The following is a 17,234-nucleotide window of genomic DNA, read 5'->3' as shown; positions in this document are numbered from 1 at the left end:
CTATTCCGCTTCGATGCCCTTGGAGGCGGTGGCCCAGAGCTTTCGGTCGGCCTGGCCCTTGGTGGCCAGCAGTTCCGCGGCGCCCGTCCACACTTCGTAGCCCTGCTCGCGCAGGCGATTGGCGATGTCTTCCCGCGCCATGGCCTTGTGCGCGGCCGCATTCAGGCGGGCGACCAGCGACGGGTCCATGCGCGCGGGGCCGTACAGGCCGAACCAGCCGCCCACGTCATACCCGGCCACGCCGGATTCGATCATGGTCGGCACCTCGGGCAGCATGCGGTTGCGCTGACGCGATGTGACCGCCAGCGCGCGCAGCTTGCCCGACTGGATGAATGGCCGCGAAGTGGCGATGATGTCGAACATCATCGTCACGGTGCCGCCCATCACATCGGCCAGCGCGGGCGCGCTCCCTTTGTACGGCACATGCGTCAGCTGCACGCCGGTCATCTTCTCGAGCAGCGCCCCGCTCAGGTGGTTCGAGGCGCCGATGCCGGCCGAGCCGTAGAACACCTTGCCCGGCCGCGCCTTCGCGTAGGCCAGCAGTTCGGTCACGCTGTGCACCGGCAGGTCCTTGTTGACCACGAGCACATTGGTGTAGTCCACCAGCGGCGCAATGGGCGTCAGGTCCTTCATCGGGTCGAAGGGCATCTTGCGCTGGATGTTCGGGTTGATGGTGATCGTCGGGCTCGCGCCGAAGAACAGCATCGCGGCATCGGGCGCAGACTTGGCGACCGCATCGCCGCCTACTGAGCCGCTGGCACCCGGCCGGTTGTCCACGATGACCTGGGTGCCGAGCTCCTGGCCGAGCGCAGGCGCAAGCAGGCGCGCCGCGCCGTCCACCGGCCCGCCTGCGGAGTAGCCGACTACCAGCTTGATGAGCGGCGGCAACTGTTGCTGCGCGAAAAGCCGCGAAGGCAATGCGGCCAGCAGTGCGCTGCCTGCCAGCGCGGCGACGGCTTGGCGCCGTGTGAAGTCCGTGGTTTCCATTGGCTTTGTCTCCTGTTGTTTATTTATTGGGCGAACGCAACCGTTTCAAACAGGCAGGTCGAGCACCTGCCGCGCGAGGATGTTTCGCTGGATCTCGTTGGTTCCGCCGTAGATCATTGCGGCCGTGGAGCCGATCAACGGCGACAGCACGTTGAAGGTCTGTCCGTCGAGCACCTGGTCGCCGGCTACCGCGCCCTGTTCTTCGCCGGCCTCGATCAGCAATGCGCCGATGCGGTGATAGGTTTCGCTGGCCCAGATCTTCAGCAGCGACACCGAGGCGGGCAGCGGCTTGCCCGCGCGCACGATGTCGGCAAAGCCCGTGTACGCGGCCGATAGGTCGAGCACGTCGAGCCGCAGTGCCGCAAAGCGCTGCGCAAACACCGGGTCTGCAAAAAGGCGCCGCGCCTGCGCAAGCCGCGCGAGCTGGCCGAGCGCGTACTGCGACTGCTTGGGACTGCCGAGAAAAATGCGCTCGAAGCCCAGCAGCGCCTTGGCAATCGTCCACCCGCCGTGCAGCTTGCCCACCAGGTTTTCGGCCGGCACGCGCACGTTGTCAAAAAACACCTCGCAGAACGCGGGCTCGCCCGAAAGCGTGTGGATCGGCCGCACCGTGATGCCCGGCGTGCGCAGGTCGCACAGCAGAAAGCTGATGCCCTCTTGCTTGCGCGCGGCCTTGTCGGTGCGCACGAGCATGAAGATGTGATTGGCGTCCTGCGCCAGCGTGGTCCAGATCTTCTGGCCGTTGACGATGAAGTGGTCGCCCTCTGCATCGCGCCCCGCCACCGCCTCGGTGCGCAGCCCGGCCAGGTCGGAGCCGGCGTTGGGCTCCGAATAGCCTTGGCACCACACATGCTCGCCGCTCAGTATGCGGGGCAGAAAGCGGCCCTGCTGCTCGGGCGTGCCGTGCTGGATCAACAGCGGCCCGATCATCACGATGCCCTGGTCTGGCGTGCGCGCGACGCCGTACTGCTCCAGCTCCTCGATCCATGCAATGAGCTTGTCGGCAGGCAGGCCCATGCCGCCATGCGCCTGCGGCCACGCCGGTGCGATCCAGCCTTGTTCGGAGAGGGTGAGATACCAGTCGCGTATCTCGCTCCAGCGGGCGCGGTGCGAAAGGTAGCGCAGCTGCTGAGGGTAACGCTGCTGCAGAAAGCCGCGCACCATGCGGCGGAAATCCGCTTCGGTCATCGCGCTCCAGTCGGCCGTGCGCGGAAACTCGCCTTTCCATTCGGCCGCGCCGGTTCGCGCCTCTCCGCCTTCGGCCAGCATGGCATGGCGGCGCTGGTGCGCAGCGGCATTGCCGAGCCATGCCGAAAGGCACAGCGTGCGCTTGTAGTAGAGGCTCAGGTCGCACTCCTGCGTGTAACCGATGGCGCCATGCAATTGCACCGCCGCGCGCGAGACCTGCAGCGCCGCGGCGGTACAGCGGGCATTCACGCGGCTGGCCTCGGCTTCGAGCCGGTCGGCCGCGAGCCCCTGGGTGGCGAGCGACAGCACCTCCGCCAACGTGGCTTGCGCCACTTCGAGGTGAATGAACATGTCCACGCAGCGGTGCTGCAGCGCCTGGAAGCTGCCGATGGGTTTGCCGAACTGCGAGCGGGTGCGCAGGTACGCCAGCGTCTGGGTGAGCATGGCCTGCCCCACGCCCAGCAGTTCGGCGGCCTGCAGGATCTGGCCGGCAGCCAGCGCATGGCGCAGCGCATCTTGCGCGGCGGGGCCTTCCGCCAGCACTGCTTCGGGCGGCAGCTCCACCTGTTCGAAGCGCAGGCTCGCAGCCTGGCTGCCGTCCACCAGCGGCATCAGGGTTTCGCTCACGCCGGTCGTGCCGCGCGGCACCCATAGCAGCACCGCGTCGTCGCTGCCCCTTGCCGACACCAGCCAGCCGCTGGCCGCCGCGCCGGGCAGCACCATGAGCTTCTCGCCCTGCAGCAGCACGCCGCCCGCATGGCCCGCGCGCGGTTCGCAGCCGCAGGCCAGCGGCACGGCGCTCAGGTCGCCCGCGCTCTCCTGCCAAGCCAATGCGGGCAAACTGCGGCCGGCCACGAGGTCCGCAAGCAGCGACTGCGCGCTCTTCGATTCGAGCCGCGCCAGCAGCAGCGCGCTAAGGCCCGCCACCGCCAGCAGCGGTTCGGGCGCAACGTGCTCGCCGGCCGCCCGCAGTACTTGCGCGGCACCCGTGAGCCCCAAGGCCATACCGCCGGCCGATTCAGGTGCCAGCATGCCGGTCCAGCCCAGCTCGGCCAGCGCGCTCCAGCCTTGCGCCTCGTCGGCATCGGGGCGTTCCATGCGCTCGCGACGGCGCTGGATGGAACGGCTGCGAACGAAGTAGTCGAGCGCGGCTTCGCGTATTGCGGAGAGTGATTCGGTGTCCATCGCCGCAGCGTGACAGAACACCCTGCCGCGCGGCATTTGCATTTGGCGAAGGGAGGGTTTCGCAATCACAGAACCGCCTCGCGCGGGAGAGGCATAGATTCGGTGGATGAACAGCAGCAACGACACCCGTTTTTCCGATATCCGCGATGCCGTGCGCGACCTGTGCGCGCAATTTCCCAACGAGTATTTCCGCAAGGTCGACGAAGCGCGCGGCTACCCCGCCGAGTTCGTCGATGCGCTCACCAAGGCCGGCTGGATGGCCGCGCTCATTCCGCAGGAGTACGGCGGCTCCGGCCTCGGGCTCACTGAAGCCTCGGTGATCATGGAAGAAATCAACCGCTCGGGCGGCAACTCCGGCGCCTGCCACGGTCAGATGTACAACATGGGCACGCTGCTGCGCCACGGCAGCGAGGCGCAGAAGCGCAACTACCTGCCGCGCATTGCCACCGGCGAGCTGCGGCTGCAGTCGATGGGCGTGACCGAGCCCAGCACGGGCACCGACACCACCAAGATCAAGACCACGGCCGTGAAGAAAGGCGACCGGTACGTGATCAACGGCCAGAAGGTGTGGATCTCGCGCATCCAGCATTCGGACCTGATGATCCTGCTGGCGCGCACCACGCCGCTCGCGGACGTGAAGAAGAAGTCCGAAGGCATGTCGATCTTCATCGTCGACCTGCGGGAAGCCGTCGGCAACGGCATGACGGTGCAGCCCATCCTGAACATGGTGAATCACGAGACCAACGAACTCTTCTTCGAAAACCTCGAGATCCCGGCCGAGAACCTGATCGGCGAAGAGGGCCAGGGATTCAAGTACATCCTCGACGGGCTCAACGCTGAGCGCACGCTGATTGCGGCGGAATGCATCGGCGACGGCTATTGGTTCATCGACAAGGTCACGGCATACACGAAAGAGCGCGTGGTGTTCGGGCGGCCCATCGGCCAGAACCAGGGCGTGCAGTTCCCGATTGCCGAGGCCTTCATCGAAATCGAAGCCGCCAACCTCATGCGCTATGAAGCCTGCCGCCTGTTCGATGCGCGCGAGCCCTGCGGCGCGCAGGCCAACATGGCCAAGTATCTTGCGGCCAAGGCCAGCTGGGAGGCCGCCAACGCCTGCCTGCAGTTCCATGGCGGCTTCGGCTTTGCCTGCGAATACGACATCGAACGCAAGTTCCGGGAGACGCGGCTCTACCAGGTCGCGCCGATCTCGACCAACCTCATCCTGAGCTACGTGGCGGAGCACATGCTCGGCCTGCCTCGCTCGTTCTGAAGGGACTGACCATGACAGATTCGACCCACCCGAGCAAGGTGCTCGCCACCTTCGCCGCCGAGCTGAAGTTCGCGGACATTCCCGCGCCTGTGCTGCGCCGCACGGAGGACCTGATGCTCGACTGGCTCGGTTCAGTGCTCGCGGCCCGTACTGCGCGGCCGGTGCGCTCCATCGAGCGCTTTGCGCAGATGATGGGCCCTGCAAACGGGCCGAGCGAAATACTCACCTCGCGCCGCACCAGCTCACCGGTGTTCGCCGCGCTGGTCAACGCCGCGGCTTCGCACTACGTGGAGCAGGACGACGTGCACAACGGCTCGGTGTTCCACCCGGCCGCGGTCGTCATTGCACCGGCACTGGCCGTGGCGCAGAGCATCGGCGCGACCGGTGCGCAACTGCTGGCGGCCGTGGTCGCGGGCTACGAGGTGGGCATCCGCGTGGGCGAATTCCTGGGCCGCTCGCACTACAAGACCTTTCACACCACGGCAACGGCGGGCACGCTGGCGGCGGCCGCGGCGGTGGGTAGTCTTTTGAAGCTCACGCCGCAGCAGATGCTGCATGCCTTCGGCTCGGCCGGCACGCAATCGGCGGGCGTGTGGGAGTTTCTGCGCGATGCGGCCGATTCCAAGCAGCTGCACTGCGCGCACGCGGCAGCCAGCGGACTCATGTCGGCCTACCTTGCACAAGACGGCTTCACGGGCGCCGCCAAGGTGCTCGAAGGTGCGCAGGGCCTTGGCGTTGGCATGTCGAGCGACGCCGATCCGGCCCGCCTCACCGATCGCCTCGGCACACGCTGGGCACTGGCCGAAACCTCGTTCAAGTACCACGCCTCGTGCCGCCACACCCATCCCGCGGCCGATGCACTGCTGCACGTGATGACTCAGCACGGCCTCAAGCCCGATGACGTGGCCCGCGTGACCACGCATGTGCACCAGGGCGCCATCGACGTGCTCGGCCGCGTCACAGTGCCGGCCACGGTGCACCAGGGCAAGTTCTCGATGGGCACGGTGCTGGGCCTCATTGCGGTGCACGGCCGCGCCGGGCTCGGCGAATTCGACCGCGACTTTCTCGCGCCCGAGGTGGCGGCGTTCCGCGACAAGGTGGCAATGGAACTCGATGCCGAAGTCGACACCGCCTACCCCGCGCGCTGGATCGGCAAGGTGAGCGTGCAGACCCGCGACGGCCGCATGCTGCAGGGCCGCGTCGACGAACCCAAGGGCGACCCGGGCAACACGCTGAGCCGCGCCGAGATCGAAGACAAGATGCAGCGCCTTGCGCACTACGGCGAGGGTGCCACGGCCGAAGAAGCCAAGGCGCTGTGCCAGCGCATCTGGCAGCTGGCCGACGCGCCGCGCGTGGAACGCTGGCTGCCCTGAAGGCAGCAAGGTGCCGGCGCCTGCTGCTAAGGCGCGACGAGGTGATCGAACAGCTCGCGCGCCGAAGCCGGCAGCTGCTCGCGGTCGCGTGCAATCAACTTGAGTTCTCGCTCCGCCCATGCATCGCTGAGTGCCACCGTCGAGATCCGCATCGCCATCGACAGCCGCTGCGCCGACGAGGCCGGGAGCACGCCGACGCCCACGCCCGCTTCGATCATCAGGCAGATGGCCTCGAAGCTGCTGACCTGGATCCGCGGGTTGAAGCCGCGGCCGGCCAGCTCGGCACGGCGCTGCAGAAAGCGGTGGATGGCGCTGCCGTGGTGCAGGCCCACATGCTGCTCGTCGAGCGTGTCGGCAAAGGCCACAGAGGGCGCGCCGGCCAGGTGATGCGTCTCGGGCACCACCAGAACGAGCTGGTTGCTGCCGAAGGGGCGCGCGTCGAATTCACCGGTGTGCACATCACCCGCCAGGATGCCGATGTCGGCCTCGCCGTCGGCCACGGCGCGCACGATTTCTTCGCTCAGGTACTCGCGCAGATCGACCTGCACGGCCGGATGCTGCGTGAGAAAACCCGCCAGCTTTTGCGGCAGGTATTCGGTGATCGACGTGGTGTTGGCGAACACGCGCACATGGCCCTTGATGCCCTTGCCGAAGTCCTGCATGTCGCAGCGCAGGTGCTCCATCTGCTGCATCACGCGCTTGGCATGGTAGAGCACCGCCTGCCCCGCGGCCGTCAGGCTCACGCCCTGCGCGCTGCGGTGCAGCAGCTTGCCGCCCACGGCCTCTTCCATCTGCTTGATGCGGGTGGAGGCCGCCGCGAGCGAGATGCAGGCTTTCTCGGCGCCGCGGGTGAGGCTGCGCGCGTCCGCCACGTAGACGAACAGTTTCAGGTCGAACAGGTCGAAATGCAGGTTCACCGGACAAGCGCGCCAGGAAGGAAAGAAGCGTGCATTGTCGGCCGAATGGCGCTGTATGCGCCCTTCTCGTGGTTTGGCCTCAGACCGGGTCCCAGCTGAACACGTCCGCCGAGCGGTCCAGCGGAAAGAAGCTTGCGCGCATGGCGGGCATGGCGTGCTCGGCAATGCTCTCGGGCGTCCAACCTTCGGAGCGGTGAATGGAACGCACTGGCCGCGGCTGGCTGATGAGCGAAATCTCGTTGTTGCGCACCGCAAATATCTGGCCGTTGACCGCGCCGGCGGCTTCGCTGGCAAGGTACACCGCGAGCGGCGCCACCTTGGCTGGCGTCATCTGCTTGATCTTGTCGACGCGGGCGCGCTGCTCGTCGGTGTCGGTGGGAATGGCGCCGATCATGCGGCTCCATGCGAAGGGCGCAATGCAGTTGGAACGCACGTTGAACTTGAGCATGTCGAGCGCAATCGACTTCGACAACGCCGCGATCCCGAGCTTGGCCGCCGCGTAGTTGGCCTGGCCGTAGTTGCCGATCAGGCCCGAGGTCGAGGTCATGTGCACCATGGCGCCGGAGTTCTGCTCCTTGAAATGCGTGGCTGCCGCACGGCTCACGTAGTAGGCGCCGTAGAGGTGCACCTTGATCACGGCGTCCCATTCGTCGACAGACATCTTGTGGAAGAAGCGGTCGCGCAGGATGCCGGCGTTGTTGACCACTGCATCGATGCGGCCGAAGCTCTCGACCGCGCATTCGACGATGCGCGCCGCACTGGCGGCTTCGGCCACGCTGTCGGTGTTGGGCACGGCCTGGCCGCCAGCGGCGCGGATCTCGTCGACCACCTGCTGCGCGGGGCCCGCGCTGCCGCCTGCGCCGTCGAGCGCGGCGCCGATGTCGTTGACCACCACCTTGGCGCCGCTCTTGGCCATGGCCAGTGCAATGTCGCGCCCGATGCCGCCGCCCGCGCCGGTGACGACGACCACTTTTCCTTCAACCATGTGTGTCTGCTCCAGAAATCCGCCCGCAGTTCACGGGCAATTCCAGAATGCCACAGGAGCCGGCTGGCGAGTTCCGGATTTCCGAAGAGGGGCTTCAGCGGGCCCCACCCGGTTATTGCCGCGCGGTTCGGATGTTCGGCGGCAGCGCCTGCGGCCAACTGGTGCGAAACGGGTTGATGTCGAGCCCGCCGCGCCGCGTGTAGCGCGCATACACCGCGAGCTTGTTCGGTTTGCAGCGGTTCCAGATGTCCGTGAAGATGCGCTCGGCACACGGCTCGTGAAACTCGTTGTGGTTGCGAAAGCTCACGATGTACGCCAGCAGGCCGGCCTGGTCGATGGCAGGGCCGCTGTAGCGGATCTGCACGCTGCCCCAATCGGGCTGGCCCGTAACGAGGCAATTGCTCTTGAGCAGGCGGCTGGTGAGCGTTTCATTCACCGGGGGCTGGGTTGCATCGCTCGACAGCAGCTCGGGCGCGGGCTGGTAGTGGGTGCACTCGATGTCCAGCCGGTCGAGGTCGAGCCCGTCGAGTTCGTGCACGGGCTCGCGGTCGAACATGTCGGGTGCGAGCAGCTTCACGCCGATGCCGGCCGATTGGTCGCTGCCGCGCCAGAGCGCCTCGGACAGGTCGGCACGCATGCGGTCGCGCACGGCATCGATGCTCGCGAACGCGGTGCTGTTGAAGCTGTTGAGGTACAGCTTGAACGACTTGCTCTCGATGATGTTCGGCGTTTCGCAGGGAATGGTGAAGTGCGCGATGGCCAGCTGCGGCTTGCCGCGCAGATTGAGCCAGCTCACTTCGAACGCGGTCCAGAGATCGGCGCCGAAGAAAGGCAGCGCGCCGGCGGCAATGCCCATGGCTTCGCGCTGGGCGGCGCGTGCAATCGGAAAAAGCAGCGAGGGGTCGTACTTGTCCGCATAGGCGGAGGCGCGGCCCAGCTGCGACTGCTCGGGCGTGTTCGTGTTCGGGTTCGGGTTGGGGGGAATGTTGTCCAGGCTCATGGCTTGTGGTGTTCTTCGGCCGCGTGCAGGAACGGGGCGATGTGATTGACGAGGATGGCGCACACCTCGGGCGGAAGGTCGTGGCCCATGCCGGGGATGCTGATGAATTTCGAGCCCGGAATGCGCTTGGCGGTGTCTTGCCCGCAGACCATGGGCACGAGCGCGTCGGCTTCGCCATGCAGCACCAGCGTCGGGCACTTGATGCGCGGCAGCACTTCGGGCCTGCGCGAATCGGCGCCAATGGCGAGCATCTGGCGGAACATGCCGGCCGGGCGGTAGGCACGGCGCATGCTGAAGGTAAGGCGCTCGGCGAGCTCTTCGGTGCTTTGCGGATAGGCGGGGCTCTGGATGAGCCTGAGCAGCTTGATGCTGTGCGCCACCAGTTCGGCCTCGCCGCGGCCCAGCGGACGGCGCAGCAGCATGGCGGCCACGTCGCTCCGGGGCCCGGGCAGGCCGCGCGCGCCGCTCGAGCTCATGATGCTGACAAGGCTGGTCACGCGGTCGGGTGCATCGGCGGCCAGGTGCTGCGAAATCATGCCGCCCATCGAGGCGCCGATGACGTGCGCATGCTTGATGCCGAGAGCGTCGAGCACGCCGAGCGAATCGCGCGCCATGTCTTGCAACGTGTAGGCCGACCGTACCTGCAGGCCCAGGCGCTGGCGAATGCTTTCCCACACGATGTTGCCGGTGCCGGCATGATCGAAGCCCTGGCTCAGGCCGATGTCGCGGTTGTCATGCCGCACCACGCGAAAGCCCGCATCGACCAGCGCCTGCACAAAAGGCTGCGGCCAACCGACGAGCTGCATGCCCAGGCCCATGATGAGCAAGGCGACCGGGCGCCCTTCGCCGCCGGTGTCTTCGACCTCGATCTGCAGTCCGTTGGCTTGAAGCTTCATGGGTTCGTTTTATTTGAATTCGCGTTCGCGCAGCCATTTGGTGGCCACCCACTTTTCGCCTGCGAGCACCGGTGCGCCGCCGTGCAGCGTGCGGGTGGCGGGGTCGGGTTCGTCGTAGCTGAAGAACACGCCGGTGCCGCGCACGGGCGCCACTTCCAGGCCGACGTCCGGGAAGGTGGTGGCGCCGCCCTGCTCGGGCTCCTGCAGGTACATGACCAGCGTGGCCACACGCTGGCCGCCGCGCTTGAGAATGGTCGGCGTGCCCGGCTCGCCAGGGTCGAAGTAGTCGTAGTGCGGCCGGTACTGGGCACCGGGCGCGTAGCGCAGGATCTGCAGGCCCTCGCCAAACTCCACCGGCCACCGCAGCAGCGTGGCAATGCGCTGCTCGAGGCGCGAGACGATTTCGTTTTCGCCGCGCTCGAAGAACATGCCGTCGCTGGTACGGTCGACGTTCAGCACCTCGCCGCCGGTGCGGGTTTCGACCGTGAGCGAGCGCGCAAGGCGTACGCGCGCGGCGGCAATCAGGCCTTCGCACTCTTCAGGGGACAAGAGGTTGCCGAAGACGACGACACGCGGATGCTGCATGGTGTGCAGCACCTGAACGCGGCGGTCGCCCGCATCGATGTAGAGCGGCGCGCCGTCCAGGTTGGGGCCGGGCATGTCGGTGCGGCGCGGCTTGGCCTCTTCGACATGGGGGAAACCGGCTTCGAGCTGCGCCAGTGCGAGGTCGGTGGCGGCGTCCTGCCAGCCGGCCGCGCGCATCGACGCGCGCAGCGCCGGCACCGAATGCCCTGCCGCGAGCTGCGACACCAGCCATTCCCTCAGCTCAGGGCTGATCGCCTGTGACATATCAAGTCTTCCTCCTGAATACGAGTCTTTCGGCCGTCGAGGCCCCGGCGTCGAAACCATAACCTTCGAGATCGAATTTTTCCAGCGCCTTGGGCGTGGCGGCCTTGTGCTGCACCGCCCAACGCGCGAGCAGCCCGCGGGCGCGCTTGGCGTAGAAGCTCACGATCTTGTACCTGTCGCTCTTCCATTCCTCGAACACGCATTCGACCACGCGCGCCTTGAGCACTTTCAGGTCGACCGACCGGAAGTATTCCTGCGAGGCCACATTGACCACCACGGGCGTGCGGTCTGCGGCCAGTCGCTCGTTCAGGTGCTCTGCAATGCGCGAGCCCCAGAAGGCATACAGGTCCTTGCCATGGCGGTTGGCAAGCGGCGTGCCCATCTCGAGCCGGTAGGGCTGCAGCAGGTCGAGCGGACGCAGCAGGCCGTAGAGGCCGCTCAGGATGCAGACATGTTCCTGCGCCCATTCCAGCTGCGCGGGCGTGAGCGATCGCGCGTCGAGTCCGCCGTACACGTCGCCATCGAACGCAAAGGCGGCCTGGCGGGCGTTCTTTGGCGTGCTCTTGCCGGCCCAGGCGTGGTAGCGGGCCGCGTTGAGGGCGGAGAGCTTGTCCGACAGGTGCATGAGCTCCGAGATCTGCTGCGGCGACTTTTGGCGCAGCAGCTTGATCAGTTCGGCCGAAGGGCCGCGGGGAGCCTCGAAATGGGGTTTGGTGGCGGGGATTTCATCGGGAACGGGCGTGTCGTAGTCGAGCGACTTCGCAGGGGAGAGCAGAAACAGCATTCGCGGAATTATCGGGCGCGCCGATGACGGGGTACCTCCCCGGTAAAATCACCGCCATTCCCACCCTGTGACCGACGGCACCCGCGGGTGCCGTTTTGCATTCTCCCCATGAGCGAATCCACCACTCCCACCGCCCAACCTGGACTGGACAGCCTGTCCAAATCGTTCGAACCCGCCGCCATCGAGGCGCACTGGGGCCCGGAGTGGGAAAAACGCGGCTATGCCAAGGCCGGCTTCCGCGGCACCCAACAGCCCAAGGAAGGCGCCGATTCCTTCGCCATCCAGCTGCCGCCGCCCAACGTGACGGGCACGCTGCACATGGGGCATGCGTTCAACCACACGATTATGGACAGCTTCACGCGCTACCACCGCATGAAGGGCGACAACACGCTGTGGCTGCCGGGCACCGACCATGCGGGCATTGCAACGCAGATCGTGGTGGAGCGGCAGCTGCAGGAACAAAAGATCAGCCGCCACGACATGGGCCCCACGCCCGCCGAGGCACGCAAGAACTTTGTCGCCAAGGTGTGGGAGTGGAAGGAAAAGAGCGGCAACACCATCACGGGCCAGATGCGCCGCCTGGGCGACACGGTCGACTGGAGCCGCGAATACTTCACCATGGACGAAGACCTGTCGAAGGTGGTCACGCAGACCTTCGTCTCTCTGTATGAAGAAGGCCTGATCTACCGCGGCAAGCGCCTGGGCAACTGGGACCCGGTGCTCAAGACGTCGGTGAGCGACCTCGAAGTGGAAAGCGAAGAGGAAGACGGCTCGCTCTGGCACATTGCCTATCCGCTCGAAGACGGAAGCGGCACGCTCACCGTTGCCACCACCCGCCCCGAAACCATGCTCGGCGACACGGCCGTGATGGTGCACCCCGAAGACGAGCGCTACAAGCACCTGATTGGCCAGCGCGTGAAGCTGCCGCTCGTGGACCGTCTGATTCCCATCATTGCCGACGACTACGTGGACAAGGAATTCGGCACCGGCGTGGTCAAGGTGACGCCCGCGCACGACTACAACGACTACGCCGTGGGCCAGCGCCACAAGCTGGAGCTGATCGGCATCCTGACGCTCGACGCGACCATCAACGACAACGCACCCGAGAAGTACCGCGGCATGGACCGTTTCGTCGCGCGCAAGGCCATCGTGGCCGACCTCGATGCGCTCGGCCTGCTGGTCGAGGTGAAGAAGCACAAGCTGATGGTGCCGCGCTGCGCGCGCTCGGGCGCCATCGTCGAGCCGATGCTCACCGACCAGTGGTACGTGGCCATGACCCGCCCGGGCGCTGACGGCCGGTCGATCGCGCAGAAGGCCATCGACGTGGTGAAGACCGGAGAGGTGCGCTTCGTGCCCGAGAGCTGGGTCAACACCTACAACCACTGGATGGAAAACATCCAGGACTGGACCATTTCGCGCCAGCTGTGGTGGGGCCACCAGATTCCGGCCTGGTACGACGACGAAGGCAATGTGTACGTGGCGCACGACGAGGCGGAGGCGCAAGCAAAGGCGCCGGGCAAGAAGCTGCGCCGCGACGAAGACGTGCTCGACACCTGGTATTCGTCGGCGCTGGTGCCCTTCTCGTCGCTCGGCTGGCCCGAAAAGACCAAGGACCTGGAGCTTTACCTGCCTTCGAGCGTGCTGGTCACGGGCTTCGACATCATCTTTTTCTGGGTCGCCCGGATGATCATGATGACCAAGCACTTCACCGGCAAGGTGCCGTTCAGGGACGTGTACATCCACGGTGTGGTGCGCGATGCCCAGGGCAAGAAGATGAGCAAGTCCGAAGGCAACGTGCTCGACCCGGTCGACCTGATCGACGGCATTGCGCTGCCCGAGCTGCTCGACAAGCGCACGCAGGGCCTGCGCAAGCCCGAGACCGCACCCGCGGTGCGCAAGAACACGCAGAAAGAATTTCCGGACGGCATTCCGGCCTTCGGCGCCGATGCGCTGCGCTTCACCTTCGCTTCGCTCGCGTCGCTGGGCCGCAGCATCAACTTCGACAGCAAGCGCTGCGAGGGCTATCGCAACTTCTGCAACAAGCTCTGGAACGCCACGCGCTTCGTACTGATGAATTGCGAAGGCCAGGATTGCGGCTTGCGCGAGCACACGAAGGAAGAGTGCGCAGTGGGCGGCCCGGCCCACGGCTACCTGAAGTTCAGCCGCGCCGACTTCTGGATTGCCTCGCAGCTGCAGCGCGTCGAGGCCGAGGTGGCCAAGGGCTTCGAGGAATACCGGCTCGACAACGTGGCCAACGCCATCTACCAGTTTGCGTGGGACGAGTTCTGCGACTGGTACCTGGAGATTGCCAAGGTGCAGATCCAGACCGGCGACGATTCGCAAAAACGCGCCACGCGCCGCACGCTGATCCGCACGCTCGAAGCGCTGCTGCGGCTTGCACACCCGGTGATTCCCTTCATTACCGAAGAGCTCTGGCAAAAAGTGGCGCCGGTGGCGGGGCGCGAGGGCGAATCGATCATGGTGGCGGCCTATCCCAAGAGCCAGCCCGAAAAGATCGACGAAGCGGCCGAAGCGCATGTGGGGCGGCTGAAGGCGCTGGTCGACGCCTGCCGCACGCTGCGAGGCGAAATGAACGTGTCGCCCGCGGTGCGCCTGCCCCTTTACGCGGTGGCCGACGATGCCGAAGGCGCGGCTTTCCTGCGCGATGCGGCACCGGTGCTCCAGGCACTGGCCAAGCTCAAGGAAGTGAAGGTCTTCGACGACGAGGCTTCGTGGTCGGCGGCAGCCGAAGCCTCCCCCGTGGCGGTGGTTGGCACCACGCGGCTTTGCCTGCACATGGAAATCGACAAGGCCGCCGAGCGGGCGCGAATCGGCAAGGAAATTGCTCGCATCGAGGGCGAGATCCTCAAAGTGAACGGCAAGCTCGGAAATGAGGCCTTTGTGGCCAAGGCACCGCCAGCGGTCATCGAGCAGGAACGTAAACGTCTGGCTGACTTCACGGCCATGCTTGAACGGCTGCGCGAACAGCTTAGGCGCCTCGGCTGACACACTTGGGGCGGGGCAAGGTTTAGCATGGCAACGGCGGCTTTTTGCGCCGCCGTTGACTGTAAAACCTTATTCTTCAACTGAACGAACCGACGCCCAATTTGTCCATGCCCACTCCCTCGACACGCATCCGCAAGGCCGTATTTCCTGTTGCAGGTTTCGGCACCCGCTTTCTGCCCGCCACCAAGGCGCAGCCAAAGGAAATGCTGCCGGTTGTCGACAAGCCACTCATCCAATATGCGGTTGAGGAAGCCTACGCGGCGGGCATTCGCGACATGATTTTCGTAACTGGCCGAAACAAACGTGCCATCGAAGACCACTACGACACCGCCTACGAACTCGAGAGCCAGCTCGAGGCCAGCGGCAAGCACGAGCTGCTCAACATTGCGCGCTCGGTCATGCCCGACGACATGACCTGCTCGTATGTGCGCCAACCGCGCATGCTGGGCCTTGGCCATGCAGTGCTGTGCGCCGAGCACTTGGTCGGCAACGAACCTTTTGCCGTGCTGCTGGCCGACGACTTGATGGTCGGCCCGGTGGGCGGAGCGCCTGTGCTTGCGCAGATGACGGCTGCCTTCGGCAAGCTGGGCGCATCGGTGCTTGCGGTGCAGGAAGTGCCGCTCGAGCACGTGAAGCGCTACGGCATCGTGGCGGGCGAATCCATCGGCGACGACCTCGTAAAGGTCGACCGCATGATCGAAAAACCATCGCCGGACAAGGCACCTTCGCGCCTCGGCGTGGCGGGCCGCTATATCCTCACGCCCGGCGTGTTCGAGGAAATCCGCAACCAGCCCAAGGGTGCGGGCGGCGAGATCCAGCTCACCGACGGCATCGCGTCGTTGATGAAGAAGGAATCGGTCTACGCCTATGCCTACAAGGGCATCCGCTACGACTGCGGCAGCAAGGAAGGCTTTCTGCAGGCCTCGGTGGAGCTTGCGCTGGCGCACCCCGAAGTGGGCGCGCAATTCCGCGAATACCTCAAGAGCCTGGAGCTCTGAAAGAAAGAAAAAGGGCCCTGCGGGGCCCTTTTCTATTGCCGGTCAGCTTTGCTGCTGCTCAGCGCCGCTTCAGCACGTGGATGAAATCGCTGCCGACGGTCTGCTGCTCGACCAGTTCGTTGCCTGTCTGCCGCGAAAAAGCCTGAAAGTCGCGCAGCGAGCCCGGGTCGGTCGACACCACCTTCAGCAACTGGCCGCTGGCCATGTCGTTGAGCGATTTCTTGGCCTTGAGAATGGGCAGCGGGCAGTTCAGGCCCCGCGTGTCGAGTTCACGATCAATTTGCATGCTTCGGCTCCTCGGGCGGCAAGTTCAGGCCGCGTCGCCGCTCTTCGTTTTCGGCAGCGGTAAAGAACACCGGCTCGTGTCCCCGCGTGCGCAGCCAGTCGGCCAGCGCGTAGCCGGTGCCGGCGGGCCAGCACTTGAGATCGGGCAAGTCGTAGAGGCGATAGTCCAGCAGCTCGGGCGAGAGCTTCACTTCGCCATCGGCCACCACGTGGTACGCGATGATGATCTGGTTCATGCGCTGGAAGTCGTACGCGCCCACGAGCTTGGTTGCGCTCACGTCGAGGTTGGTTTCTTCCTTCACCTCGCGCGCAATGCCTTCTTCAGGCGTTTCGCCGGCCTCCATGAAGCCGGTGATCAGCGCGTACATCTTCACCGGCCAGGCGGCGTTTCGCGCCAGCAGCACCTGCCCCCGGTATTCGACGATGGCCGCGAGCACGGGCGTGGGGTTGTTCCAATGGGTATGGCCGCAGTTGGGGCAGCGCAGGCGCTCCTTGGCGCCGCCGTCTTCCATCAACGCGATCCATTCGAGCGGCGTGGCGCAGGCCTGGCAAAACTTGGGATGGGGCATGGATTTCTGTCAGGCGGGGAACACGCCGGTCGAGAGATACCGGTCGCCGCGGTCGCACACCACGAACACGATGGTGGCGTTTTCGACCCTTTTTGCGACCTCGAGCGCCACCCACAGCGCACCGGCCGCAGAAATGCCGCCGAAGATGCCCTCTTCGCGCGCGAGGCGCCGGCACATTTCTTCTGCGTTGTCCTGGCTCACGCTGATTTCTTCATCGACCCGGCTCGCGTCGTAGATCTTGGGCAGGTATTCGGCCGGCCATTTGCGGATGCCCGGAATGCGCGAGCCCTCGGCGGGCTGCGCGCCGATGATGCGCACCGCGGGGTTCTTTTCTTTGAGAAAACGCGAAACGCCGGTGATGGTGCCGGTGGTGCCCATGGCGCTCACGAAGTGTGTGATCTTGCCCTTGGTGTCGGCCCAGATCTCGGGGCCGGTGGTTTCGTAGTGGATGCGCGGGTTGTCCGGGTTGGCGAACTGGTCGAGCACCCTTCCCTTGCCCTGCGCCACCATCTGCTCGGCGAGATCCCGCGCGTATTCCATGCCGCCGCTCTTGGGCGTGAGCACCAGCTCGGCGCCGAAGGCCTTCATGGTCTGGGCGCGTTCCACGGACAGGTCCTCCGGCATGATCAGCACCATGCGGTAGCCCTTGATGGCCGCAGCCATGGCCAGCGCAATGCCTGTGTTGCCGGAGGTGGCTTCGATCAGCGTGTCGCCAGGCTTGACTTCACCGCGCTCCTCGGCGCGCTTGATCATCGAGAGCGCGGGCCGGTCCTTGACCGAACCCGCGGGATTGTTGCCTTCCAGCTTGCCGAGGATCACGTTGCCGCGCTTGGCGTTTTCGGCGGCGTCGATGCGTTGCAGTGCCACCAGGGGGGTCTTGCCGATGGCGTCTTCGATCGTCGGATAATTCATGGCAGCCACTGTGCCATAATTTTGGGCTTC

General features: G+C 65.8%; 15 protein-coding genes. 4 read left to right on the top strand and 11 right to left on the bottom strand.

The window, feature by feature from the left end:
- The gene (locus QHG62_RS03710) at nucleotides 1–987 is read right to left on the bottom strand and encodes a Bug family tripartite tricarboxylate transporter substrate binding protein (RefSeq protein WP_281149493.1); all 987 of its coding nucleotides are present in this window, start codon (nucleotides 985–987) and stop codon (nucleotides 1–3) included.
- 45 nt (nucleotides 988–1,032) lie between these two features.
- Nucleotides 1,033–3,360, bottom strand: a complete 2,328-nt coding sequence (locus QHG62_RS03705; protein ID WP_281149492.1) for an acyl-CoA dehydrogenase — start codon at nucleotides 3,358–3,360, stop codon at nucleotides 1,033–1,035.
- A gap of 106 nt (nucleotides 3,361–3,466) precedes the next feature.
- Here QHG62_RS03705 and QHG62_RS03700 point away from each other — a divergent pair, with 106 nt between their 5' ends.
- Entirely contained in the window at nucleotides 3,467–4,630 is a 1,164-nt protein-coding gene (locus QHG62_RS03700; protein ID WP_281149491.1) for an acyl-CoA dehydrogenase family protein, read from the top strand.
- 11 nt (nucleotides 4,631–4,641) lie between these two features.
- Nucleotides 4,642–6,003 (top strand): MmgE/PrpD family protein, encoded by a 1,362-nt coding sequence (locus tag QHG62_RS03695; RefSeq protein WP_281149490.1) that lies wholly within the window; start codon nucleotides 4,642–4,644, stop codon nucleotides 6,001–6,003.
- A gap of 26 nt (nucleotides 6,004–6,029) precedes the next feature.
- Here QHG62_RS03695 and QHG62_RS03690 read toward each other — a convergent pair whose 3' ends face one another.
- The 6 genes from QHG62_RS03690 to yaaA form a co-directional block, all read right to left on the bottom strand.
- Nucleotides 6,030–6,920, bottom strand: coding sequence for a LysR substrate-binding domain-containing protein (locus QHG62_RS03690; protein ID WP_281149489.1), 891 nt, complete (start codon nucleotides 6,918–6,920; stop codon nucleotides 6,030–6,032).
- A gap of 79 nt (nucleotides 6,921–6,999) precedes the next feature.
- A complete protein-coding gene (locus QHG62_RS03685) occupies nucleotides 7,000–7,905 on the bottom strand; it encodes an SDR family NAD(P)-dependent oxidoreductase (protein WP_281149488.1) in 906 nt (301 codons plus the stop codon).
- 112 nt (nucleotides 7,906–8,017) lie between these two features.
- Nucleotides 8,018–8,905, bottom strand: coding sequence for an NADPH-dependent 7-cyano-7-deazaguanine reductase QueF (queF, locus tag QHG62_RS03680; protein ID WP_281149487.1), 888 nt, complete (start codon nucleotides 8,903–8,905; stop codon nucleotides 8,018–8,020).
- On the bottom strand, nucleotides 8,902–9,801 hold the full coding sequence (locus QHG62_RS03675) for an alpha/beta fold hydrolase (protein WP_281149486.1): 900 nt from the start codon (nucleotides 9,799–9,801) through the stop codon (nucleotides 8,902–8,904). Before QHG62_RS03675 ends, queF begins: the two co-directional genes overlap by 4 nt.
- A gap of 9 nt (nucleotides 9,802–9,810) precedes the next feature.
- Nucleotides 9,811–10,650 (bottom strand): 2OG-Fe(II) oxygenase, encoded by an 840-nt coding sequence (locus tag QHG62_RS03670; protein WP_281149485.1) that lies wholly within the window; start codon nucleotides 10,648–10,650, stop codon nucleotides 9,811–9,813.
- Nucleotide 10,651: 1 nt separating this feature from the next.
- Entirely contained in the window at nucleotides 10,652–11,434 is a 783-nt protein-coding gene (gene yaaA, locus QHG62_RS03665) for a peroxide stress protein YaaA (protein ID WP_281149484.1), read from the bottom strand.
- A gap of 108 nt (nucleotides 11,435–11,542) precedes the next feature.
- Here yaaA and QHG62_RS03660 point away from each other — a divergent pair, with 108 nt between their 5' ends.
- Both QHG62_RS03660 and galU read left to right on the top strand, forming a co-directional pair.
- Nucleotides 11,543–14,440, top strand: coding sequence for a valine--tRNA ligase (locus QHG62_RS03660; RefSeq protein ID WP_281149483.1), 2,898 nt, complete (start codon nucleotides 11,543–11,545; stop codon nucleotides 14,438–14,440).
- Between the two features lie 107 nt (nucleotides 14,441–14,547).
- Nucleotides 14,548–15,438 (top strand): UTP--glucose-1-phosphate uridylyltransferase GalU, encoded by an 891-nt coding sequence (gene galU, locus QHG62_RS03655; protein WP_281149481.1) that lies wholly within the window; start codon nucleotides 14,548–14,550, stop codon nucleotides 15,436–15,438.
- Between the two features lie 58 nt (nucleotides 15,439–15,496).
- Here the strand turns inward: galU and QHG62_RS03650 are convergent, their stop codons facing one another.
- From QHG62_RS03650 to cysM, 3 genes are read right to left on the bottom strand one after another with little or no spacing between them, the layout of a single operon-like run.
- On the bottom strand, nucleotides 15,497–15,724 hold the full coding sequence (locus QHG62_RS03650) for a sulfurtransferase TusA family protein (RefSeq protein WP_126745659.1): 228 nt from the start codon (nucleotides 15,722–15,724) through the stop codon (nucleotides 15,497–15,499).
- The gene (locus QHG62_RS03645; protein WP_126745658.1) at nucleotides 15,714–16,292 is read right to left on the bottom strand and encodes an NUDIX domain-containing protein; all 579 of its coding nucleotides are present in this window, start codon (nucleotides 16,290–16,292) and stop codon (nucleotides 15,714–15,716) included. The genes QHG62_RS03650 and QHG62_RS03645 overlap by 11 nt, the downstream gene beginning before the upstream one ends.
- Nucleotides 16,293–16,301: 9 nt before the next feature.
- Complete coding sequence (gene cysM / locus QHG62_RS03640) at nucleotides 16,302–17,204, bottom strand: cysteine synthase CysM (protein WP_281149480.1); 903 nt, start codon at nucleotides 17,202–17,204, stop codon at nucleotides 16,302–16,304.
- Nucleotides 17,205–17,234: the final 30 nt, after the last annotated feature.

The sequence above is a fragment of the Variovorax paradoxus genome (assembly GCF_029919115.1).
GTDB classification, from domain to species: Bacteria; Pseudomonadota; Gammaproteobacteria; order Burkholderiales; family Burkholderiaceae_C; genus Variovorax; species Variovorax paradoxus_O.
This window is presented reverse-complemented; position numbering and strand designations above follow the sequence as displayed.